The sequence below is a fragment of the Variovorax paradoxus genome (assembly GCF_022009635.1).
Classification (GTDB): Bacteria; Pseudomonadota; Gammaproteobacteria; order Burkholderiales; family Burkholderiaceae_C; genus Variovorax.
This window is the reverse complement of sequence record NZ_CP091716.1, coordinates 6,101,773-6,121,750: the sequence shown is the minus strand read 5'-3', so window position 1 is coordinate 6,121,750 and position 19,978 is coordinate 6,101,773. Positions and strand designations below refer to the sequence as shown.

21 protein-coding genes are annotated in these 19,978 nt (G+C 69.3%); 6 read left to right on the top strand and 15 right to left on the bottom strand.

What is annotated here, in order from left to right; genetic code table 11:
- Nucleotides 1–3: 3 nt before the first annotated feature.
- Nucleotides 4–1,065, top strand: a complete 1,062-nt coding sequence (locus tag L3V85_RS28560; protein WP_237676009.1) for a maleylacetate reductase — start codon at nucleotides 4–6, stop codon at nucleotides 1,063–1,065.
- A 27-nt stretch (nucleotides 1,066–1,092) separates the two neighbouring features.
- Here the strand turns inward: L3V85_RS28560 and L3V85_RS28555 are convergent, their stop codons facing one another.
- Both L3V85_RS28555 and L3V85_RS28550 read right to left on the bottom strand, forming a co-directional pair.
- Nucleotides 1,093–1,458: an alpha/beta hydrolase gene (locus tag L3V85_RS28555; protein WP_237676008.1), complete on the bottom strand. Its 366-nt coding sequence runs from the start codon at nucleotides 1,456–1,458 to the stop codon at nucleotides 1,093–1,095.
- Between the two features lie 117 nt (nucleotides 1,459–1,575).
- The gene (locus L3V85_RS28550) at nucleotides 1,576–3,237 is read right to left on the bottom strand and encodes an adenylate/guanylate cyclase domain-containing protein (protein WP_237676007.1); all 1,662 of its coding nucleotides are present in this window, start codon (nucleotides 3,235–3,237) and stop codon (nucleotides 1,576–1,578) included.
- A gap of 67 nt (nucleotides 3,238–3,304) precedes the next feature.
- Between L3V85_RS28550 and L3V85_RS28545 the strand changes: the two genes are divergently transcribed.
- Nucleotides 3,305–4,033, top strand: a complete 729-nt coding sequence (locus L3V85_RS28545; RefSeq protein WP_237676006.1) for a Crp/Fnr family transcriptional regulator — start codon at nucleotides 3,305–3,307, stop codon at nucleotides 4,031–4,033.
- 15 nt (nucleotides 4,034–4,048) lie between these two features.
- Here the strand turns inward: L3V85_RS28545 and L3V85_RS28540 are convergent, their stop codons facing one another.
- Both L3V85_RS28540 and L3V85_RS28535 read right to left on the bottom strand, forming a co-directional pair.
- Complete coding sequence (locus tag L3V85_RS28540; RefSeq protein WP_237676005.1) at nucleotides 4,049–4,522, bottom strand: DoxX family protein; 474 nt, start codon at nucleotides 4,520–4,522, stop codon at nucleotides 4,049–4,051.
- A 115-nt stretch (nucleotides 4,523–4,637) separates the two neighbouring features.
- Complete coding sequence (locus L3V85_RS28535) at nucleotides 4,638–5,567, bottom strand: LysR family transcriptional regulator (protein ID WP_237676004.1); 930 nt, start codon at nucleotides 5,565–5,567, stop codon at nucleotides 4,638–4,640.
- Nucleotides 5,568–5,733: 166 nt separating this feature from the next.
- Here L3V85_RS28535 and L3V85_RS28530 point away from each other — a divergent pair, with 166 nt between their 5' ends.
- The 3 genes from L3V85_RS28530 to L3V85_RS28520 all read left to right on the top strand — a co-directional run bounded on the left by L3V85_RS28530 (nucleotide 5,734) and on the right by L3V85_RS28520 (nucleotide 8,027).
- Entirely contained in the window at nucleotides 5,734–6,567 is an 834-nt protein-coding gene (locus L3V85_RS28530; RefSeq protein WP_237676003.1) for an intradiol ring-cleavage dioxygenase, read from the top strand.
- Between the two features lie 5 nt (nucleotides 6,568–6,572).
- A complete protein-coding gene (locus tag L3V85_RS28525; protein WP_237676002.1) occupies nucleotides 6,573–7,178 on the top strand; it encodes a nuclear transport factor 2 family protein in 606 nt (201 codons plus the stop codon).
- Between the two features lie 90 nt (nucleotides 7,179–7,268).
- Nucleotides 7,269–8,027 (top strand): sulfite exporter TauE/SafE family protein, encoded by a 759-nt coding sequence (locus tag L3V85_RS28520; protein WP_237676001.1) that lies wholly within the window; start codon nucleotides 7,269–7,271, stop codon nucleotides 8,025–8,027.
- Nucleotides 8,028–8,127: 100 nt separating this feature from the next.
- On the opposite strand, the gene L3V85_RS28515 is transcribed toward L3V85_RS28520, so the two are convergent.
- The 5 genes from L3V85_RS28515 to L3V85_RS28495 all read right to left on the bottom strand — a co-directional run bounded on the left by L3V85_RS28515 (nucleotide 8,128) and on the right by L3V85_RS28495 (nucleotide 11,478).
- On the bottom strand, nucleotides 8,128–8,487 hold the full coding sequence (locus tag L3V85_RS28515; RefSeq protein WP_237676000.1) for a DUF1428 domain-containing protein: 360 nt from the start codon (nucleotides 8,485–8,487) through the stop codon (nucleotides 8,128–8,130).
- 70 nt (nucleotides 8,488–8,557) lie between these two features.
- Nucleotides 8,558–10,024 carry a DHA2 family efflux MFS transporter permease subunit gene (locus L3V85_RS28510; RefSeq protein WP_237675999.1) on the bottom strand — a complete coding sequence of 489 codons (1,467 nt, stop codon included), beginning with the start codon at nucleotides 10,022–10,024 and terminating at the stop codon, nucleotides 8,558–8,560.
- Between the two features lie 5 nt (nucleotides 10,025–10,029).
- Nucleotides 10,030–10,449: a VOC family protein gene (locus tag L3V85_RS28505; protein WP_237675998.1), complete on the bottom strand. Its 420-nt coding sequence runs from the start codon at nucleotides 10,447–10,449 to the stop codon at nucleotides 10,030–10,032.
- A gap of 14 nt (nucleotides 10,450–10,463) precedes the next feature.
- A complete protein-coding gene (locus tag L3V85_RS28500) occupies nucleotides 10,464–10,991 on the bottom strand; it encodes an SRPBCC family protein (RefSeq protein ID WP_237675997.1) in 528 nt (175 codons plus the stop codon).
- Between the two features lie 43 nt (nucleotides 10,992–11,034).
- A complete protein-coding gene (locus L3V85_RS28495; protein WP_237675996.1) occupies nucleotides 11,035–11,478 on the bottom strand; it encodes a VOC family protein in 444 nt (147 codons plus the stop codon).
- 132 nt (nucleotides 11,479–11,610) lie between these two features.
- Here L3V85_RS28495 and L3V85_RS28490 point away from each other — a divergent pair, with 132 nt between their 5' ends.
- Complete coding sequence (locus L3V85_RS28490; RefSeq protein ID WP_237675995.1) at nucleotides 11,611–12,264, top strand: TetR/AcrR family transcriptional regulator; 654 nt, start codon at nucleotides 11,611–11,613, stop codon at nucleotides 12,262–12,264.
- A gap of 23 nt (nucleotides 12,265–12,287) precedes the next feature.
- Here L3V85_RS28490 and L3V85_RS28485 read toward each other — a convergent pair whose 3' ends face one another.
- Genes L3V85_RS28485 through L3V85_RS28460 form a run of 6 tightly spaced genes read right to left on the bottom strand, consistent with a single transcriptional unit; the run spans nucleotide 12,288 to nucleotide 19,964 of the window.
- Nucleotides 12,288–12,779, bottom strand: a complete 492-nt coding sequence (locus tag L3V85_RS28485; protein WP_237675994.1) for a MarR family winged helix-turn-helix transcriptional regulator — start codon at nucleotides 12,777–12,779, stop codon at nucleotides 12,288–12,290.
- Between the two features lie 36 nt (nucleotides 12,780–12,815).
- Complete coding sequence (locus L3V85_RS28480; RefSeq protein WP_237675993.1) at nucleotides 12,816–14,561, bottom strand: acyl-CoA dehydrogenase family protein; 1,746 nt, start codon at nucleotides 14,559–14,561, stop codon at nucleotides 12,816–12,818.
- Between the two features lie 20 nt (nucleotides 14,562–14,581).
- Nucleotides 14,582–16,321 (bottom strand): tannase/feruloyl esterase family alpha/beta hydrolase, encoded by a 1,740-nt coding sequence (locus L3V85_RS28475; protein WP_237675992.1) that lies wholly within the window; start codon nucleotides 16,319–16,321, stop codon nucleotides 14,582–14,584.
- Nucleotides 16,322–16,371: 50 nt separating this feature from the next.
- Nucleotides 16,372–17,106: an ABC transporter ATP-binding protein gene (locus L3V85_RS28470; protein WP_237675991.1), complete on the bottom strand. Its 735-nt coding sequence runs from the start codon at nucleotides 17,104–17,106 to the stop codon at nucleotides 16,372–16,374.
- Nucleotide 17,107: 1 nt separating this feature from the next.
- A complete protein-coding gene (locus L3V85_RS28465) occupies nucleotides 17,108–18,922 on the bottom strand; it encodes an ABC transporter permease subunit (protein WP_237675990.1) in 1,815 nt (604 codons plus the stop codon).
- Nucleotide 18,923: 1 nt separating this feature from the next.
- Nucleotides 18,924–19,964, bottom strand: a complete 1,041-nt coding sequence (locus L3V85_RS28460) for a branched-chain amino acid ABC transporter permease (protein WP_237675989.1) — start codon at nucleotides 19,962–19,964, stop codon at nucleotides 18,924–18,926.
- Nucleotides 19,965–19,978: the final 14 nt, after the last annotated feature.

Below are 19,978 nucleotides of genomic sequence, written 5' to 3'. Positions count from 1 at the left end.
GCCATGACCATCCCCTCATTCGTCTACAACAGCGTGCCCCAGCGGGTGGTGTTCGGCGCGGGGTCGCTGCAGCATCTGGCGCGCGAGATCGATGCGCTCGGCGCAAAGCGCGCGCTTGTGCTTTCCACGCCCGAGCAACGCCCGCAAGCCGAGCGCGTTGCAGGCATGCTCGGCGGCCATGCGGCCGGCGTGTTCGACCGTGCGGTGATGCACGTGCCCATCGAGACCGCGCGCGAGGCCAGGGAAGTGGCGCAACGCCTGGGCGCCGATTGCGCAGTGGCCATCGGCGGCGGCTCCACCACCGGGCTGGGCAAGGCCATCGCCCTCGATTCGGGGCTGCCGATCCTCGCGATACCGACCACCTACGCGGGCTCCGAGATGACGCCGATCTACGGCATCACCGAAGCCGGCATGAAGAAGACAGGAAAAGACATCCGGGTGCTGCCGCGCACGGTGATCTACGACCCGGAGCTTTCCTCGAGCCTGCCCGTGGGCATCAGCGTGACGAGCGGCATCAACGCCATCGCGCATGCGGCCGAGGGCCTCTACGCGGTCGATTCGAACCCGGTCATGGACCTGATGGCGCAGGAAGGCATTGCGGCGCTGGGCCGCGCATTGCCCGCCATCCGCGCCACGCCGCAAGACCCGGGCGCGCGCGGCGATGCGCTCTATGGCGCCTGGCTCTGCGGCTCGGTGCTGGGCAACGTGGGCATGGCGCTGCACCACAAGCTGTGCCACACGCTGGGCGGCAGCTTCAACCTGCCGCATGCGGAGACCCACACCATCGTGCTGCCGCATGCGCTGGCCTACAACGCCGAAGCGGCGCCTCGGGCCATGGCGCGCATCGTGAAGGCGCTGGGGGGAAGCAGCGCCGCGCAGGCGGTGTACGACCTGGCGCGCGACAACGGCGCGCCGGTCGCGCTGCGCGACATCGGCATGAAGGAGTCCGACCTCGACCTGGCCTGCGAGCATGCGCTCAAGAACCAGTATCCCAATCCGCGCCCGCTGGAGCGCGATGCGATCCGTGCCCTGCTGCAGGACGCGTGGGAAGGCGTGCGGCCCTGAACCGACGGGGCGGGGCCGCGGCTGGCCTTACAGGCCGGCCTGGCGCGTGAACGACATGCTGGGCTTCTTGTAGGCGGAGGGCACTTCGTCGCGGTAGAAGGCGCGGCGGTCCAGGCTTTGCAGCGGGTTGTTCGCGGCGGCCACGGCCTGCTCGCGCACGGTGGCGCGGTCGATCGTGGAGTTGAAGGCCACGGCGCCTTCGGCGGCGGTGTCCGAATAGACATTCCCTGCGCGCGCGGCGGCCACGGCTTCGGCCTTCACGTCGGCGCGGCTGGCGGCCGAGGTAATGGCGTGCACGCCGTCATAGGTTTCCGCATGTGCCGCGCCGGCGGCGCCCAGCAGGGCGAAGGCGGTGGCGAAAGCGGAGGCGGCGATGCGTTGCTTGGTGTTCATGGTGAGAGTCCCTTTGGTTCACTGTGTGGGCGGCGGACATTCGTCGTTGCCACAAGATGCAGTGTGAAACCGCAGTGCGGTTCGCGCTGTGCGTTTGCGCACCGCATTCAGCATCTACTACGCAGGAACGGCACCAGTGGATGCGTAAAGCACTGAAAGAGGTTCGGAGCGCCCGCGCACCGAAAGCGTCTCGGGCGTGCCCAGGGCATGTGCCACGCCCGCCTGCTCCGCCGCGAACAGCGAGACGACAAGGCGCGAGGCCGCCGTCTTCGAGTGGTCCTGCAGCCGGCTCGCCGTGTTCACCACTTCGCCGATGGCCGTGAAGGTGGTGGTTTCCAGGTAGCCCACTTCGCCCACTGCCGCGCGCCCTGCGTGCAGCCCCATGCCGAACTCCAGCCGCTGGCCAAACTGCGCCTCGAAGCCCTTGCTCCATGCGTCCATGCGCTCGCCGATCAGTTCGGTCGCGCGCATGGCCTGCCTGCAGGCAGTGGGCAGGTCGCATTCGAGCCCGAAGATGGCCATCACACTGTCGCCGATGAACTGGTTGGGAACGCCGCCGCTCTCGCGCACGGCCGCACCCACGGTGGCGAAGTAGCGGTCGAGCACATAGGCCAGATCGAAGGGCCACTGCCGCTCCGACAGGCCCGACCAGCGCCGCAGGTCGACGAACAGGATCGCCACGTCGCGCTCGCGCCCGAAGCTGCCGACCGGCGCGGGCCGGCCTTCGTTGGGCAGCGGCGCGAACAGCGGCGTCACTTCGATGTCGCCGCGCGGGCGCAGCTGGCAGGCCAGCCGCACGTCGGCGGGCGCGCGCACGCGCTCCAGCGTGCGCTGTTCGTCGCGGCCCGGCTCGCCGATGTGCTCCGCCGGGCCGGCCACGCGCACCCGGCAGGTCGAGCAACGGGCCCGGCCGCCGCAGATCGACAGGTGGTCGATGCCGTGCGAACGGCTGGCCTCCAGCACGCTCCAGCCGCGCGGAACCTGCACCGTGCGGTCGGGGTAGCGCAGCGCGACCGATGGCTGGCGCGACAGGCGCGAGAAACCGTTGCGGCCCCAGCGCGCCAGCAGCAGCAAGGCAAGCGCCAGCCCGTAGAACCACTTGATGCTGCCTTCGGCCGCACTGAGCGCCTTGCCCTGTTCGGCCGTCGGCAGCACGACGGGCGGCACGCCGTTCCACTGGAACTCCCGGCCCATCGAGACGAAGCCCATCGCCGCCGTCAGCGGAAGCATCACCGCCACGGCCAGCAGCAGGTACGAAAAGCGGCGGTACGCCGGCTGGGCCCGCAGCGCGAAATGCAGGCCCAGGCAGCCGTGGGTCCAGGCCGCCAGCATCATCACCAACTGCGCGGCGGCGCCCTGCCAGTCCCACAGGCCCCAGACCACCCGCACGTAAGAGCCCTCGATGCCGTAGGCCAGGTAGGCGCCTCGCATGGCCGTGAGGTGGGTGGCCAGCAGCAGCGGCAACGCGAAGCCCAGCAGCACCCGCAGGCCCTCCAGCGGCGGCATGCGCAGGGTGCGGCGCTCCCAGAGGGCAACCACGGCCAGCACGAGATGGATGGCGGCGGCGCCGTACAGCAGCGCGGTGCCGGGCAGGCTGTGCCAGAACTTCTGCACGCCGCGCAGCACGGTCTCGGCCGCCGCGAATGAATAGATGCCCAGCGAATGGTTCAGCAGGTGAAGTGTGATGTAGGCCATCAGCACCAACCCGCTCGCCCAGCGGAGATTGCGCCGGGTCGGCGTTCTCGGGGAAAAGTGGGGTTGGGGGGAACGTCTGTCCATGAACGGGTTCGAAGCGGCTCCCGAGCATAATCCGCGCGCCCATCCTCATGGAGCTTCGATCCCCGGCATGGCCAAACCCGAACCTGTACCCCGCTCCAGCCTCGCGCTGCGCCAGATCGCGCTGTTCGAAGGCCTTTCCGACCAGCGCCTGGCCCTGCTGGCCCAGCAATGCCTGTGGCACAGCGTGGAGGCCGGCAAGCCGCTGCTGCTGCGCGCCGAGCAGCAGGGCGAGGTGTTCCTGCTGGTCTCGGGCCGGGTGCGGGTGACGACCTATTCGGCCAACGGCCGGCAGGTGACCTTCCGCGACTCGGAGGCCGGAGAGCACTTCGGCGACATCGCCGCCATCGACGGCGGCCCACGCTCCGCCGACGTGGTCACCCTTGCGCCCAGCGTGGTCGCCAGCCTCGACCGTGCCGCCTTCATGGCCCTTTTGCGCGACGAGCCATTGGTGGCCGAGCGGGTGATGCAGCGGCTGGCCTCGCTGGTGCGGCAGCTGTCCGAACGGGTGATCGACCTGAGCACCCTGGGCGTGCAGAACCGGCTGCACGCCGAGCTTCTTCGGCTGGCCCGGGCCGCCGGCCCGCATGCCGCGGACGCCAACCAGGCCCGCCTGGACCCCGCGCCCAAGCATGCGGCGCTGGCCAGCCAGATCAGCACCAACCGCGAGCAGGTGACCCGCGAACTCAACGTGCTGGTGCGCAGCGGGGTGCTGCGCAAGGACGACAAGGCCCTGCTGGTGGCCGACATCGCCCGCCTGGAAATGATGGTCTCGCAGGTCAGGGGAGATGCCGGCTGAGCCGGCTGGCCGTCGTCAGTTCCAGCGGCCGTTCTTGCCGCCGATGCTGAAGCGGCCGGCGCCCAGCAGCACCACGGTCAGCGCGCCGAACAGGTACAGGCCCTGCAGTTCCAGCGCCCAGCCGCCTTGCTTGGTCAGCGCGAACAGGTCGGCCATGTGCACGAGGCCGAAGGCCACCAGCATGTTGATCACCACCACGCCGGCGGCGGCGCGGGTGAACAGGCCCGCGATCATCAGCAGCGGCGCGACGATTTCGCCGACATACACCAGGTAGGCGATGCCGCCCGGCAGCCCCGACTTGGCCAGCATGCCCGCGATGAAGCCGACGCCCGCCGACAGCTTGAGAATGCCGTGCAGCAGCACCAGGAAGCCGACCGCCACGCGGATCAGCAGCTTGCCGGAATCGTCCAGCGTGGTGGGGGAGAGGGCGGACAGCGGCGATGCGATCGGCGCACGCGGGGTGTTGGCGGCGGTGGCCTGGGTGTTCATGGCGGATCCTTGGAAATTGAAGGCCGCCGCGAAATGCGACGGTTGCGCCTCCAGTGTCCGCAGCCGCCGCAAGCCGGGATGTGCGTAAACGCACATGTTTTGCCGCAAAGCCGGCTCAGCGCACGCCGAACCTGCCCGTCCACTTGCGCTCGTAGTCCATTTTCTCGAAGTGCGCCGCCATGAAGTCGATGAAGCTGCGCACCTTGGCCGACAGGTGCTTGCGGCTCGGGTACGCCAGGTTGATGGCCAGGTGCGGCAGGTCCCAGTCGTCCAGCGTGGGCACCAGCCGGCCGGCCACGATGTCGTCGTAGACGATGTAGGTCGGCTGCACCAGGATGCCCATGCCGTCGAGCGCGGCGGCGCGCAGCACCTGGCCGTCGTTCGACTCCAGCAGCCCGGTGACCGACACCGTGCGCGTCTCGCCCTGGCGGCTGAAGCGCAGCTCGTTCGGGTTGTTGGCGTGGGTGTAGATCAGCAGCTTGTGCCGTGCCAACTCGTCCAGCGTCTTCGGAAAGCCGTGCTGCGCGAAGTAGCGCGGCGACGCCACCAGGATGCGCCGGGTCTCGCCGAGCCGGCGGATCGTGACGTTCGAGTCGGGCTCGTACTCGCGCGTGCGGATCGCCACGTCGATGTTGTTGTCGATCAGGTCGAAGTACCGGTTGGCGGCTTCCACGTGCACCGTCACGCCGGGGTAGCGCTGGGTGTATTCGCGCAGCAGCGGCGCGATGTGGTGGATGGAGAACGACAGCGACGCCGTCACCCGCAGCGTGCCGGTGGGGTTGAACGCGGTGGCGTTGACCGTCGATTCGGCGTCCGCCAGGTCGCTCAGGATGGTGCGGGCGCGGCCGCAGAACTCGCGGCCCGTGTCGGTCAGGTAGAGGCGGCGGGTGTTGCGCTCCACCAGCCGCGCGCCCAGCCGGGCCTCCAGCGCGCTCAGGTGCCGGCTCGCGGCGGCGTTGGAGAGCCCCAGCGCTTCGGCCGCTCCGCTCAGGCTGCCGGCATCGGCAATCTGCACGAGCAGGGCGATTTCGGTCCAGCGGTCCATGGGGCGGTGTCTCCGGGGCTTGTCTTTTGTCTGTTCGGACGATTTTGGCGCAGCGGCGCGGCGACCGTTCCGCTGGGCGGAAAAATCATTTGCGCCCGGCAGCTTTCGGCCAGGCGGCGCGCGGCCTACAGTGCCGCTTCGGACGAGACAACATGGAGACACCACGATGCGCAACCTCAACCAGGACAACATCACGCAGGCCGTGCTTGCGCGCTTTGCCGACACCCCCGATCCGCGCCTGCGCGAGATCATGACCAGCCTGGTGCAGCACCTGCATGCCTTTGCGCGCGACGTGAAGCTCACTGAAGAGGAGTGGTTCCAGGGCATCCAGTACCTCACGGCCACCGGCCAGAAGTGCGACGACAAGCGGCAGGAATTCATCCTGCTGTCGGACGTGCTGGGCCTGTCGATGCTCACCATCGCGATGAACAACGACAAGCCCGCCGGGTGCACCGAGGCCACGGTGTTCGGCCCCTTCTACTTCGACGGCGCCCCCGAGTACGAGCATGGCGACGACGTGGCCAACGGCGCCGAGGGCGAGCCCTGCGACGTGTACGCCACGGTGCGCGGGCTCGACGGCGAACCGGTGCCCGGTGCGGTCGTCGACGTGTGGCAGGCCGATGCCGGTGGCCACTACGACGTGCAGCATCCGGGCCTCGACCATGCGGAGAACCGCGGCACCCTGCGCACCGGGCCCGACGGCGGCCTGAACTTCCGCAGCGTGGTGGCGGTGGCCTATCCGATTCCGGTCGACGGCCCCGTGGGAGACCTGCTGCGTGCCACCAAGCGCCACCCCTGGCGGCCCGCGCATCTGCATTTCAAGATCGAGGCGCCGGGCTACGAGCGGCTCATCACCCACGTGTTCCGCGACGGCGACGAATGGCTGGACTCCGACGCCGTGTTCGCGGTGCGCCAGTCGCTGGTCGCGCCTTGGAAGAAGCAGGACAACGGCCGCTGGCGCCTCGATTTCGATTTTGTGCTCAACCCCTCCCGGAGATGAAGAGAATGACCGACACCTTGCAGCAGGAGCTGCTGATCCGCCAGATGATCGAACGCTGGGCCGTGTGGCGCGACGCCGGCGACTGGGAGCGATTCGCCACCGTGTGGCACCCCGAGGGCGTGATGATGGCCACCTGGTTCCAGGGCCCGTACACCGAGTTCATCCGCGTCACGCAGGAGGGCTGGGCCAAGGGCGTGAGCATCCTGCACTTCCTGGGCGGCTCGGCCATCGAGGTGGCGGGCGAGCGCGCCATCGCGCAGACCAAGATGACCATCTCGCAGCGCGGCATGGTCGAGGGCGTGCTGTGCGATGTGGTGTGCACCGGCCGCTTCTACGACTTCGTGGTGAAGCACGGCGGCGAATGGAAGCTGCTGCACCGCCAGCCCATCTACGAGAAGGACCGCATCGACCCGGTCGACCCCGCCGCCACCGTGAAGCTCGATGCCGCGGTGCTGGCCGGCCTGCCCGAGGGCTACCGCCACCTGACCTACATCCAGCAGCGCATCGGCTACACGGTGAAGCTCGACATGCCGATGCTCAAGGGCCCGGCGGTGGAGGCGCTGTACGCGCGCGGCGCCCGCTGGCTGGCTGGCGGCGAACTGGAGCGCTAGAGGAGCGCGGCGGCCTTCGGCGCGTTCCGCGCCATCCTGCTACCCTCGGAAGGCCCGCCCGCATGGCGGGTTTTCTTTTGCCTTCCGTCCATGGTTTTCCCACTGATCACCGACCCGTACTTCTACGCGGTCGCCATTCCCGCCGTGCTGCTGCTCGGCATCAGCAAGAGCGGCTTCGGCGCCGGTTTCGGGTCGCTCGCGGTGCCGCTGATGGCCCTGGCCGTCACCGTGCCGCAGGCAGCCGCCATCCTGATGCCGCTCTTGTTGCTGATGGATGTGCTGGGCCTGGCCGCGTTCCGGCGCGACTTCGACCGCTCGCTGCTCAAGTTCCTGATTCCGTTCGGCTTGCTGGGCACGGTGGTCGGCACGCTGCTGTTTCGCATGCTGTCGGCGCACACGGTGGCGGGCATCGTGGGCGTGTTCACGCTGTTGTTCCTGGCGCAGCGCCTGCTGTTCCCGCCCAAGCCCGACGACCCGTTGCCCTCGCGCGGCGTGGGCGCGGTGCTGACCACGGTGTCGGGCTTCACCAGCTTCATCGCGCATGCCGGCGGCCCGCCCATCAATGCCTATGTGATCCCGCTGCGGCTCAAGCCCGTGATCTTCACGGCCACCATGGCCTACTTCTTCTTCGTGGTGAACCTCAGCAAGTGGATTCCCTACGCCTGGCTGGGCCTGATCGACTTCCGAACGCTGGCCACTTCGCTGGTGCTGATGCCGATCGCGCCGTTCGGCGTGTGGGTCGGCATTCGCATCGCGCGGCGCATCGACGCGACCTGGTTCTATCGCTTCGTGTACCTGGGCATGCTGCTCACGGGGCTCAAGCTCGTCTACGACGGGTTTATTGGCTAACCCCCAGGCTTCGCGCACTTCGTGTCGCTGCGCCACCCCCCTTGCAGGGGGCAACACCGGCGGCCCGGCGAAGCCGGTTCCGCGGTGTTCCTGAGAAGACTCAGAGCTCGACGATGCTTTTGAAGCCGCCGAAGATCATGCGCTTGGCGTCGAAGGGCATGGTCTTGGGGTCCATGGATGCGATGCGCGGGTCGGCCATGACCTTGGCGTTCACCGTGTCGCGGTGCTTGCGCGACTTGTAGGTGATCCACGAGAAGGCCACGGTCTCGTCGGCCTTCTGCTTCACGCTCTGCGGAAACGAGGTGAGCTTGCCGGGCTTCACGTCGTCGGCAATGCACTCGACGTACTCGAGCGCGCCGTACTCCATCCAGACCTTGCCGGCCTTGCGCGCCAGCTTGCGGTACGCCTCGACGTTGGCGGTGGGAACCGCGACGATGAAACCGTCTACATAACGAGCCATGGAAGTTCTCCTGAACAAAGAGTGGAACCGTTGAAGAAAAAAGACCTGCGGCTGCATGGCGCCTCTGGGCTCACGATGCCGCCGTTCCTCGGGGGGCCGCTTCTTCTTCGTTGTTGTTCTGCATCTGCCCCGGCATGGCCGAGCGAAGCAGCAGCACGCCGATCAGCCCCGCCGCCGCCGCGAACACGGCGCCGACGAGAAACGCGAGGTTGTAGCCGCCGGTGAGCGCCAGCGGCATCTGCGCGCCGGCGGCGTCCATCGACGCGGTGCGCGCAGCCGCCGCGCTGGCCAGCACGGCCAGGCCCAGCGCGCCGCCCATCATGAAGGCGGTGTTGACCACGCCCGAGGCCAGGCCCGAATCGGAGGGGCTCACCTCGCTCATGGCCGCCAGCAGCATCGGGTTGAACGCCATGCCCGCGCCCAGGCCGAGCAGCATCATGCCGGGCAGCACGTCGACCACGAAGCTGCCGTTGACCGGCGCGCGGGCGAACAGCGCGAGGCCGATGGCCGCGAGCCACAGCCCCGCCGCCAGTGGCTTGCGGATGCCGAAGCGCATGACGATCTTGGCCGACAGGCCCAGCGAGAACACCGCCATGATGATGTTGGCCGGCAGGAAGGCCAGGCCGATCTGCATCGGCGTGTACTGCAGCACCAGCTGCATGTAGAGCGCCGAGATGAAGAACCACGCGAACATGGCCGCCGCCCACAGCACGCCCACCACGTTGGCCACCGACACGCTGCGCAGCCGGAACAGGCCCAGCGGCATCAGCGGATGCTGCACGCGCGCCTCGATGGCGATGAACACCGCAAGCAGCACCACGGCCGCGCCGAGCAGGCCCACGGTCTGCGTGGAGCCCCAACCGGCCTCGTTGCCGTTGACCACACCGTACACCGCGAGCATGAGCGACAGCGTGACCGTCACCGCGCCGGCCACGTCGAGCTTCTCGCCGTGCGCATGGCCGCGCGCGCTTGGCAGCAGCGCCACGCACAGCGCATACACCGCCACGCCGATCGGCAGGTTCACCAGGAAGATCCAGTGCCAGCTCAGCGTGCTCGTGAGCAGGCCGCCCAGGAGCACGCCGATGCTGCCGCCGCCCGCGCACACGAAGCCGTACACGCCCATGGCCTTGGCGCGCTCGGCAGGCTCGGTGAACAGGTTCATGATCAGCGAGAGGGACACAGCCGACACCACCGCGCCGCCCAGCCCCTGCACCGCCCGTGCCGCCACCAGCAGCACCTGCGAGTTGGAGATGCCGCAGGCCAGCGAGGCCAGCGTGAACAGCACCAGGCCGATGAGGAAGAGCTTGCGATGGCCGTACAGGTCGCCGAGCCGGCCGCCCAGCAGCAGGAAGCCGCCGAAGGTCAGCATGTAGGCGTTCACCACCCAGACCAGCGACGTCTCGGTGAAGCCGAGATCGGTGCGGATCGAAGGCAGCGCGACGTTCACGATGGTGGTGTCCAGCACGATCATCAGAACGCCCAGGCACAGCACCATCAACGCGAGCCAGCGCTTGCGGCTGTCGAGTGTGTCCGTCATGCGCGTTACACCAGGGGCTTGCCGCCGTTGATGAGCCAGGGTGTGCCGAAGCGGTCGGTGACCATGCCGAAGCCCTCGACCCAGAAGGTCGGGCCGAACGGCATGCCGACCTTGCCGCCGTCGGCGAAGGCATCGAACACGCGCTGTGCTTCGGCCACGGTGTCGAGCGTGAGCGCCACGCCGAAGCCCTTCATGCCTTCGTAGGCCATACCGGGCATGGAGTCGGAGGCCATCAGCAGGCCGCCGCCGTAGGCGAGGGCGGCATGCATGATGCGGTCGGCCGCGCCGGGCGGGAACTGCTCGGCACCGGGCGCCTGGCCCATGGTCATCATCATCTGCATCTTGCCGCCGAGCGTCTTCTCGTAGAAGCGCATGGCCTCGGCTGCATTGCCGTCGAACGTGAGGTAAGCGTTGATGGGGGACATGAGAGTTTCCTTGGTTACTTTTCAGTGGCTGTCTTGAGGTTGGCAAGGCCGGTTTCGAAGTCCTTGCCGATCATCTGGTCCATGTTGAAGAAGATGCCCATGAGCTTGGCGACAAAAGGGCTCGGGCCGTGCATGGACCAGGTGACCTGTGTAGCGTCGCCTTGTGGCTGCAGCGTGAATTCAGCCACGTTGTGGCCTTCCATGGGCCGGGTGAAATCGAGGTTGATCGCGATCTTCGACGAGGGTGTCGATTCCGTGATTTCCATGCGGCCCGCGCCGGCCTTGCCCTTGCTCTCCCAGGCATAGGTTGCGCCCTTGCCGCTGGCGCTGCCGCCGAAGCTGCGCTGCATGTCGGGGTCGAGCTTCTCGTAGGGCGACCATGTGCCCCAGCGGTGGAAGTCGTCGATCAGCGGAAAGATCTTCTCGGCCGGCGCGTTGATGCGCGCGGTGCGCTCCACGCGGAAGGTGTCGGGCCGGGTGGCCGCGAAGATCAGCAGCGCCGCGATGGCCGCCACGACGATGAGGGTGATGGTCTTGAACATGGAGAAAAATTCCTGGAGATGAGCGCGGGCGGGCGGTGCGAGGTCAGGCGGGGTGCGCCACGACCAGCAACCAGTTCACGCCGAAGCGGTCGGCCAGCATGCCGAAGTTCGATGTGAAGAAGGTCGGGATCAGCGGCTGCATCACTTGGCCGCCTTCGGCCAGCGCGTTGAACCACTTGACGGCTTCGGCGTCGGTGTTGGCGGTGAGGGCCAGCATGATGCCGTCGAACTTCGGCTGGCCCGAGCAGCGGCCGTCGGAGGCCATGAGCTCGGTCTCGCCGATGCGGACCACCGCGTGCATCACCTTGTCGGGCGCGGGCCCGGCGCCGCCGCAACTGGCGTCGGCGTTGCCGGAAGCGGCGGGCTCGGGCGCCGGTGCGTCGGCATAGCGCATGAGCTGGATCACTTCGGCGCCGAGCGCTTTCTTGTAGAAGCCGAGCGCTTCGTCGCAGCGGCCTTCGAACGAGAGGTAAGACTGGACTTTCATGACGATTCCTTCGGGCTGGATGAGGTGGGTCGTGGGGCCCCGGTGTATCGGGCCGCAAACAATCGGATTACTTTGTGTACACCGTCCACAAAGAATAGCAGGGATAATGGACGGTGTCCACATGGAAGTGCAATGAAGCTCAACAACGTCCCTGAAAGCCTGCCGCCCGCCCGCAGCACCTACCGCCACGGGGACTTGCGCCGGGCGTTGCTGGACGCGGGCATCGAGCTTGCACGCGACGGTGGCCCCGACGCAGTGGTGCTGCGCGAAGCCACGCGCCGCGCGGGCGTGGTGCCGAATGCCGCCTACAGGCACTTCGGCAGCCGCCAGGAGCTTCTGTGGGCCGTGCGCGAGGCGGCCCTGGCCGCGGCGGCCGGGGCGATGGAAAAGGAACTGGCCGTGCTGCCCTGCGACCAGCCGCCCGCCGACTTCGCGCGCGCTCAGGTGCGCGCCATCGGCACCGCCTACCTGCGGTTCGCGCAGGCCGAGCCCGGCCTGTTCCGCACCGCGTTCGTGGTTTCCGCCGAAGGCGACGGCGAACTCGGCCCCGGCAAGGCCGGCGCGAGCGGGCTTGATCCGTTCCAGCTGCTGGGCAAGGCCATCGACCGGCTGGTGGACGCGGGCGTGCTCGAGCCGGCCCGGCGCCCCAACGCCGAATACCTCGCGTGGTCGTCGGTGCACGGGCTGGCGCTGCTCATCATCGACGGGCCGCTGCGCGCCATGCCGCCCGCCGAGACCCACGCGCTGGGCCAGCGCCTCATCGACATGGTTGAGCGAGGCCTGTAGCGCCCTGTATCGCCCTATAGCGCCTACAAATAGATTTTCTGCAGCAGGCGGATCAGCGTCTCGCGCTCGCGTGCCGTGAGCCTGGCGCTGGCATCGGCCTCGAGCTGCATCACGGCCTGTTCCGCTTCATGGATCAGCGCCTCGCCGGCCGGTGTGAGGTGCAGGCCCACCGCGCGGCCGTCGTGCGGATGCGGCCGGCGCTCGATGAGCCCGCGGCTGTCGAGCGTGGCGACCAAGCTCACCAGATTGGGCGGCAGGATGTCCAGCGTGCTGCACAGTTGCCGCGACGTGGCGCCCGGGTTGTGCGCCAGCAGCGAGAGCACCGAGAAATCGATCTGCTTGAGCCCGTAGGGCGCCATGCGCTCCGCGAAGAAGTCGCTGACGATCAGCCACGCCCGGCGGGCGTTGTAGCCGACCAGTGTTTCGAGCATGCGCGCGTCGAGCCGGTCCGACTTGCCCGGCGGCGCCACAGCCGGCTCGCCTTTCGCGGGAGCGGATTTCGAAGAGGAAGACATGGCCAGAGCGTAACCGCGTGAATGGGCGCCGGCAGCCTAGCGCGCGACACCTTGCGGCTGCGCCGCGTGGGTCAGCGCGACCGTCTCGCAGGCCCGCTTGACGATGCCCAGCCGCATCTCGAACTCGGGCAGTACCCAGCGGCGAAAGGCCGCGGCCACCCGGGCCCTGGCGGCGTCCCGCGGCGCCGCCGCCTCGATGCGCGCCCAGGCCCAGGCCAGCATCGTGAGCATCGCCACGCGCAGGTAGTCGTCCGCCACTTCATAGGGCAGCGCGGGGTTGGCATGCGCGGCCATCGCGACCGTGGTGCCCAGGTAGCGCAATTGCGCGAGCCGGCGCTGCACGTCGGCATCGGCTTCGCGCGAGGCGTCGAGCGTGTCGCGCAGCTCCAGCAGCACCGCCGACATGCCGGCGCCGCCGTCCGGCAGCACCTTGCGCACCAGCAGGTCGATGGCCTGGATCTCGTTGGTGCCCTCGTAGATCATGGTCACGCGCGAATCGCGCACGATCTGCTCGATGCCCCATTCGCGCACGTAGCCGTGGCCGCCGAACACCTGCAGGCATTCGCTCGCGCCATGAAAAGCCTGCTGGGTGCACGCGGCCTTGAGCACCGGCGTGACGAATGAGCACCAGCGCTGCGCGCGCTCGCGTGCCTTGGCGTCGGCGTCGTGCGCGGCCACGTCGAGCATCAGCGCGCTGCGGTAGGCGAGGGCGCGCGCGCCGTCGATCCAGGCTCGCTGCGTGTCGAGGATGCGGCGCACGGCGGGGTGTTCCGCGATCAGGTCGGCGCTCTCGCCGCCACGGCTCGCGGGCACGGGGCCGGGCGCGCGCATCTGGCGGCGCTCGGCGGCATAGGCGTCGGCCTTCTGCCAGGCGGCGTCGAGCAGGCCGATGCCCTGCAGCGCCACATGCAGGCGCGCCGAATTCATCATCACGAACATCGCGGCCAGCCCGCGCCCCGGCTCGCCGACCAGCCAGCCGGTGGCGTCGTCGAAGCGCATGGTGCAGGTGGGGCTGCCGTGCAGGCCCATCTTTTCCTCGATGCGTTCGCAGTGCACCGCGTTGCGCGCGCCGTCCGGCAGCAGCTTGGGCACCAGCGCCAGCGACAGGCCCTTGGGGCCGTCCGGCGCGTCGGGCAGGCGGCACAGCACCAGGTGCACGATGTTCGGCGTCAGGTCGTGCTCGCCGCCAGAAATGAAGATCTTGCCGCCGCTCACGCGCACGCTGCCGTCGGCCTGTGGCACGGCCCGCGTGCGCACCTGCCCCAGGTCGCTGCCCGCGTGCGCTTCGGTGAGGCACATGGTGGCCAGCCATTCGCCGGTCGCGATCTTCGAGAGGTAGCGCTGCTTCAGCTCGTCGCTGCCGTGATGCTTGAGACAGGCGTAGGCGCCATGCAGAAGCCCGGGTGCCATCGTGAAGCCGTGGTTGGCGGCGGCCAGCCATTCGTAGAGCACCGCCTCCAGCACCGCGGGCAGGCCTTGGCCGCCGTCTTCGGGCGCGGCCGAAAGAGCAGGCCAGCCGCCATCGACGAAGGCCTGGTACGCCTCGCGAAAGCCCGGCGGGCTGGCCACTTCGCCGCCGGCAAAGCGGCAGCCGGTCTCGTCGCCGCCCCGGTTCAGCGGCGCGATCACCTCGCCGACGAAGCGCCCCGCTTCCTCCAGCACCTGCGACTGCAGCGCCTCGTCGACCTCGGCGAAAGGCGCGAGCGCGGCCAGGCGCGTGGGCGCATCGAGCACCGCGTTCAGCAGGAATCGGACATCTTCGGGGCGGGGCTGGTAATCCATGGAGGCTCGGAAAAAGGAATCTAGGGGGAAGGCGGCCTGCAGGCGAAGCTGCTCGCGCGCTCGGTGTCGCCGCCGGTGTAGGTGGCGACTTGCGGATAGGGGCACAGCGGCCGCGTGCGCTGCGGCGACCAGTTGGCCGGCACTTCGGCGTTCGGCACCGGCGTGCCCGCGCCTCGGGCGGAGGCGGTGACGGACGCGGGCGCCTTGCCCTGCTCGACCCAGTCGACCAGCGCGCGCAGCATGTCGAACTGGTCGGTGGCCGGGCCGCCCGAGCAGTGATTCATGCCCGGCACCGGGAAGTAGCGCGCGAAGGCCGATGCATCGCTGCCGTTCGCCGCCTGCACGCGCTCGTACCAGGCGGCGGTGTCGTCGGACGAGAACACCGGGTCGCTGGTGCCATGGTAGACGATCATGCGGCCGCCGCGGTCGCGCAGCGCGCTCAGGTTGGCCGCGTCCGGCGGCGTCATGAACGACAGCGCCGACTCGCGGAACACGCCGTCCGTCGCGGCGATGCGCGGCGCGTCGCGGTCCATGTCGAAGCCCAGCGCGAACGGCAGGCCCTGCGGCCGGTCGGCCAGCGGCGGCGTGCTGAAGATGAAGGCCACGGCGCCGGCGTCGCGCGTCGGCGGGCTCGCGAACTTCCATTCGCGCCAGTTGCTGCCGCTCACGCCGGCGTCGAAGGGGAAGCTGCTGTACAGCGGCTGGCCCGCGCTGTTGCGCGCACCCTTGAACACGTTCGCCAGCGCATTCTTCTGCGGCGCGCTCAGGCACATGCCGTCGCGCGTGCCGGCGGCGCAGGTGGGCACGTCGCGCTGGATGTCGAAGCGCGTGCGGCAGGCCCGCACGTTCGACACGATGCCGTCCGCCAGGCCGTCGAGCGCGTCGCAGCGCGCGAGCACCTTGTCGGCCACCAGCTTCAGCTCGGCCGGGGTGAATGCGCTTTGCAGGTCGGGCTGGCCGGCGGGCGTCTTCGCGCTGGCCACGGCGGCGTACTGCTGCGCGCCATAAAGCTGGGCCACGGCCGCCTTCGGCAGGTTGAAGCCGGGGTCGCCCGCGAGGATGCCGTCGTACTGCTGCGCCGAGCGCACGGCGGCCACCATTGCATGCCGCCCGCCGTTGGAGCAGCCGCCGAAGTAAGAGCGGTCGGGGCCGCGGCCGTAGGCCTTGGAGATCAGGTTCTTCGCCATCGGCGTGAGCTGCGCGACGGCGTTGTAGCCGTAGTCGAGCCGTGCCTGCGGGTCGAGCCCGAAGCGTGGGCCCATCGAACCGGCATGGCCCGCGTCGGAACTGATGACGGCGAAGCCCATCTGCAGCGCGCTGCTGCGCGGCCCGCCGCCACCGATGCCTCCGAGCGCCGGCAGCACCACGCCGTCGAGACCGCCGTTGGCTTGATAGAAGAAGCGGCCGTTCCAGGCCACCGGCAGCCGCATCTCGAAGCCGACGGCGTAGCGCTGGTTGTCGACCGGGCTGGTGCGCTCGTTCATGCGGCCCTGCACCAGGCAGTGCGCGGGTGCCGCCATCGCGACGCCGCCGACCGTGACGGTGCCGGCCGGCACGTCGGTGACGGAGGTGTAGACCGTGCCCGGCAGCGCGGCGCGCGTGGCGAGGTCCGTGCAGGCCTGCAGCGTGCCGGGCCGCGCGGCGGCCAGCGGCGCGTGCGGAGCGGGCGGCCTGGCCGCGCAGGCCGCGAGCAGTGCGGCAACGCCGAGCGCGCTGGCGCACAGGCCGAGGTGGAGGTGGCGCTGCTGCTGTCTCGTCATGTCGTCTCCTTGCCGCGCGCGCGGCGGCTGTGCTGGTCCGTGTCTTGCCGTCAGGCGGCCTTGCGTGCCGCGCCCAGGTAGGTGTCGATCACGCGCGGATCGACCGCGAGCTTGCCGGCCTCGCCTTCGAGGCTCACGCTGCCCATTTCGAGCACGTAGCCGTGGTCCGCCACTTCGAGCGCGGCGCGCGCGTTCTGCTCCACCAGCAGGATCGTCACGCCCGTGGCGCGCAGCGCATCGACCGTGCGGAAGATTTCCTGCACCACCAGCGGCGCCAGCCCCAGGCTGGGTTCGTCGAGCATCAGCAGCGTGGGACGCGACATCAGCGCGCGGCCCACCGCGAGCATCTGCCGCTCGCCGCCGGAGAGCGTGCCGGCCAGCTGCGCGCGCCGCTCTTTCAGGCGCGGGAACAGCGTGTAGACCTCGTCGATGCGGTCGCGCCATTGCCGGTTGCGCAGCCGCACCTGGCGGAAGGCGCCGAGCACGAGGTTGTCTTCCACCGGCATGGTGCCGAACAGCTCGCGCTTCTCGGGCACCAGCGCGATGCCGAGCATCACCCGTTCCTCGAGCGTCATCGCCGAGATGGGCTGGCCCTTGAACTCGATGCCGCCCTTGGACGGCAGCACGCCCATCAGCGCGTTGAGCAGGGTCGACTTGCCGGCGCCGTTCGGGCCGATCACGGTGACGACGCGGCCCTGGTCGGCCTGCAGGTCGATGCCGTGCAGCACTTCGGCGCGGCCGTAGCCGGCGTGCAGGTCGCGGATGCGAAGCAGGGGTGTCGTCATGTCAGTGTTCCGTTCCCAGGTACGCGGCGCGCACCTTGTCGCTGTTCTGCACCTGGGCAGGCGTGCCCTCCATCAGGTGCGTGCCGAACTCCATCACCACGATGTGGTCGCAGATGTCCATCACCAGCCCCATGTCGTGCTCGACCAGCAGGATGCTCATGCCCTCGTCGCGCAGCTGGCGCAGCACCTTGCCCAGCGCTTCCTTTTCCTTGTGGCGCAGGCCCGCGGCCGGCTCGTCGAGCAGCAGCAGGGCGGGGTCGGCGCACAGCGCGCGCGCGATTTCCAGCAGGCGCTGCTGGCCCATCGCCAGGTTGCCCGCCAGCTCGTGCAGGTACTCGCCCATGCCCACGCGTCGCAACTGGCGCTCGGCCTCGCGGAACAGCGCGCGCTCTTCCTGGCGGTCGGTGCGCAGCATCGCGGCGATGGCGCCGCGCTGGCCGCGCAGGTGCGCGCCGAGCGCCACGTTCTCCAGCACCGTCATGTCAGCCACCATCTTCACGTGCTGGAAGGTGCGCGACACGCCGCGCTGGGCGATCTGCCGCGCGCCCAGTCCGCCGATGGCCTCGCCGCGGAAACGCACCGCGCCGCCCGACAGCGAGAGCACGCCGGTCACGAGGTTGAAGGTGGTCGACTTGCCGGCGCCGTTCGGCCCGATCAGCCCGACGATCTGGCCGGCGCGCGTCTGGAAACTGATGTCGTTCACTGCCACCAGCCCGCCGAAGGTCTTGCGGATGGCCTGCACGTCGAGCACCACTTCGCCGGCCGCCGGCTTGGCGCGCGCGGGCAGGTCTTTCGCGTCCTGCCAGTCGACGGTGCGGCGCGGACGCGGCAGGCGCCGATCGACAAAAGCCCAGAGCCCTTCGGGCAGGTACTTCAGCACCAGCACGATCATGATGCCGAACACGATCAGCTCGTAGCTGCCGGCCGTGCCGATGAGCTTGGGCAGCAGCACCTGCAGCTGGTCTTCGAGCAGCTTGACCACGCCCGCGCCGGCAATCGCGCCCCACACATGGGCCGCGCCGCCGAGCACCGCCATGAACAGGTACTCGATGCCCATCTTCAGCCCGAAGGGCGAGGGGTTCACCGTGCGCTGGAAGTGCGCGAACAGCCAGCCCGAGATCGATGCCAGCATGGCCGCCAGCACGAAGATGCCGATCTTGAAGCGCAGCGTGTTCACGCCCATGGCCTCGGCCATCTGCGAGCCGCCGGCCAGCGAGCGGATGGCGCGGCCGCTGCGCGAGTCGAGCAGCCGTATCACCGCGAATGCCGCGACGATCGCGAAGACCCACACCACGCCGTAGAAGAACCGCTGCTGCCCGAACTCGAAGCCGAACAGCGACAGCCCCTTCACGCCCAGGATGCCGTCGTACTTGCCCAGCGCGTCCAGGTTGCCCATGAGGTAGTAGAGCGACAGCGCCCAGGCGATGGTCGCCAGCGGCAGGTAGTGCCCCGACATGCGCAGCGTGATCGCGCCGATGATCGCGGCGCTGATGCCGGTGAGCGCCAGCCCGATGAAGAGCGTGACCCACGGCGACAGCCCGGTGTTCACCGTGAGATAGGCGGTGGTGTACGCGCCGATGCCCACGAAGGCCGCCTGCCCGAACGAGGTGAGGCCGCCCACGCCGGTGAGCAGCACGAGGCCCAGCACCGGCAGCGTGTAGATGCCGATGTAGTTGAGCTGGATGATCCAGAAGTCGGGCAGCGGCAGGAACGGCAGAACGGCCAGCACCAGGATCAGCGCGAGCGGGCCCCAGGTGCGCAGCGCGCTCTTGTCGGGCGCGGGCGCGGCGGTTTCGGATTTCAGCAGGGCTTCCATGTCAATGCTCCTCGTCCGAATGGCCGCTGCGCAGCGAGCGCCACAGCAGCACCGGCAGGATGATGGTGAACACGATCACTTCCTTGAACGAGCTCGCCCAGAAAGAACCGAAGGCCTCGATCACGCCCACGGCCAGGGCGCCGACCAGCGCGCCCGGGTAGCTCGCCAGGCCGGCGATGACGCCCGCCACGAAGCCCTTCAGGCCGATGAGGAAGCCCGAGTCGTAGAACACGGTGGTCGTCGGCCCGATCAGCAGGCCCGACAGCGCGCCGATCAGCGCCGCCATCGCGAAGGTGAGCTGCCCCGCGGCCTGCGTGGAAATGCCCATCAGCCGCGCGCCGAGCCGGTTCACCGCGGTCGCGCGCAGCGCCTTGCCGTACAGGCTGCGCTCGAAGAAGAGCCACAGCAGCACGATCAACGCCGCCGACACGCCGAAGATGATCAGCGCCTGCCCGCTCACGTTCAGCGGCCCGAGCGCCATGCGCTCGTCCCAGAACGGCGGATTGCGAAAGCCCTCGGCCCCGAAGAACAGCAGGCCCAGCCCCGTCATCGCGAAATGCACGCCGACCGAGACGATCAGCAGCACCAGCGAACTCGCGCCCGCCAGCGATTGATACGCCACCCGGTACACCAGCGGCCCGAAGGCCGTGACGATGAACACCGTGAGCAGCGCCTGCACGCCGATCGGCAGGTTGCGCGGGCCGGCCCAGGCCGACACCGCGCAGACCACGGCCGGCAGCGCGAAGGTGCGCAGCGCCGCCTTCAGCCCGGCGGCCGCGCTGCCGCTGTGGCGCCAGATGGTGACCAGGTCCATCAGCGCGGCGACGCCGGCCAGGATGAGCAGCAGCCACACCGTGCCCGGCGTCTTGCCGGTCTGGAAGATCGCCAGCGTCAGCGCGCCGTACGCCACGAATTCGCCCTGCGGGATGAAGATGACGCGGGTCACCGTGAAGACGAGCACGATGCCCATGCCCAGCAGGGCATAGATCGCGCCATTGGTGAGGCCGTCCAGCGTCAGGATGCTGGCGATCGAGAGATCCATGGCGTGTGTGTGAT

What these genes read in the sequence shown, in the direction of transcription:
- L3V85_RS28495 (WP_237675996.1), bottom strand. Translation starts at nt 11,478, where the DNA reads ATGAAAGTCCAGTCTTACCTCTCGTTCGAAGGCCGCTGCGACGAAGCG.
- L3V85_RS28525 (WP_237676002.1), top strand. Translation starts at nt 6,573, where the DNA reads ATGACCGACACCTTGCAGCAGGAGCTGCTGATCCGCCAGATGATCGAA.
- L3V85_RS28550 (WP_237676007.1), bottom strand. Translation starts at nt 3,237, where the DNA reads ATGGACAGACGTTCCCCCCAACCCCACTTTTCCCCGAGAACGCCGACC.
- L3V85_RS28515 (WP_237676000.1), bottom strand. Translation starts at nt 8,487, where the DNA reads ATGGCTCGTTATGTAGACGGTTTCATCGTCGCGGTTCCCACCGCCAAC.
- L3V85_RS28460 (WP_237675989.1), bottom strand. Translation starts at nt 19,964, where the DNA reads ATGGATCTCTCGATCGCCAGCATCCTGACGCTGGACGGCCTCACCAAT.
- L3V85_RS28510 (WP_237675999.1), bottom strand. Translation starts at nt 10,024, where the DNA reads ATGACGGACACACTCGACAGCCGCAAGCGCTGGCTCGCGTTGATGGTG.
- L3V85_RS28490 (WP_237675995.1), top strand. Translation starts at nt 11,611, where the DNA reads ATGAAGCTCAACAACGTCCCTGAAAGCCTGCCGCCCGCCCGCAGCACC.
- L3V85_RS28560 (WP_237676009.1), top strand. Translation starts at nt 4, where the DNA reads ATGACCATCCCCTCATTCGTCTACAACAGCGTGCCCCAGCGGGTGGTG.
- L3V85_RS28500 (WP_237675997.1), bottom strand. Translation starts at nt 10,991, where the DNA reads ATGTTCAAGACCATCACCCTCATCGTCGTGGCGGCCATCGCGGCGCTG.
- L3V85_RS28520 (WP_237676001.1), top strand. Translation starts at nt 7,269, where the DNA reads ATGGTTTTCCCACTGATCACCGACCCGTACTTCTACGCGGTCGCCATT.
- L3V85_RS28465 (WP_237675990.1), bottom strand. Translation starts at nt 18,922, where the DNA reads ATGGAAGCCCTGCTGAAATCCGAAACCGCCGCGCCCGCGCCCGACAAG.
- L3V85_RS28555 (WP_237676008.1), bottom strand. Translation starts at nt 1,458, where the DNA reads ATGAACACCAAGCAACGCATCGCCGCCTCCGCTTTCGCCACCGCCTTC.
- L3V85_RS28545 (WP_237676006.1), top strand. Translation starts at nt 3,305, where the DNA reads ATGGCCAAACCCGAACCTGTACCCCGCTCCAGCCTCGCGCTGCGCCAG.
- L3V85_RS28530 (WP_237676003.1), top strand. Translation starts at nt 5,734, where the DNA reads ATGCGCAACCTCAACCAGGACAACATCACGCAGGCCGTGCTTGCGCGC.
- L3V85_RS28535 (WP_237676004.1), bottom strand. Translation starts at nt 5,567, where the DNA reads ATGGACCGCTGGACCGAAATCGCCCTGCTCGTGCAGATTGCCGATGCC.
- L3V85_RS28505 (WP_237675998.1), bottom strand. Translation starts at nt 10,449, where the DNA reads ATGTCCCCCATCAACGCTTACCTCACGTTCGACGGCAATGCAGCCGAG.
- L3V85_RS28485 (WP_237675994.1), bottom strand. Translation starts at nt 12,779, where the DNA reads ATGTCTTCCTCTTCGAAATCCGCTCCCGCGAAAGGCGAGCCGGCTGTG.
- L3V85_RS28470 (WP_237675991.1), bottom strand. Translation starts at nt 17,106, where the DNA reads ATGACGACACCCCTGCTTCGCATCCGCGACCTGCACGCCGGCTACGGC.
- L3V85_RS28540 (WP_237676005.1), bottom strand. Translation starts at nt 4,522, where the DNA reads ATGAACACCCAGGCCACCGCCGCCAACACCCCGCGTGCGCCGATCGCA.
- L3V85_RS28475 (WP_237675992.1), bottom strand. Translation starts at nt 16,321, where the DNA reads ATGACGAGACAGCAGCAGCGCCACCTCCACCTCGGCCTGTGCGCCAGC.
- L3V85_RS28480 (WP_237675993.1), bottom strand. Translation starts at nt 14,561, where the DNA reads ATGGATTACCAGCCCCGCCCCGAAGATGTCCGATTCCTGCTGAACGCG.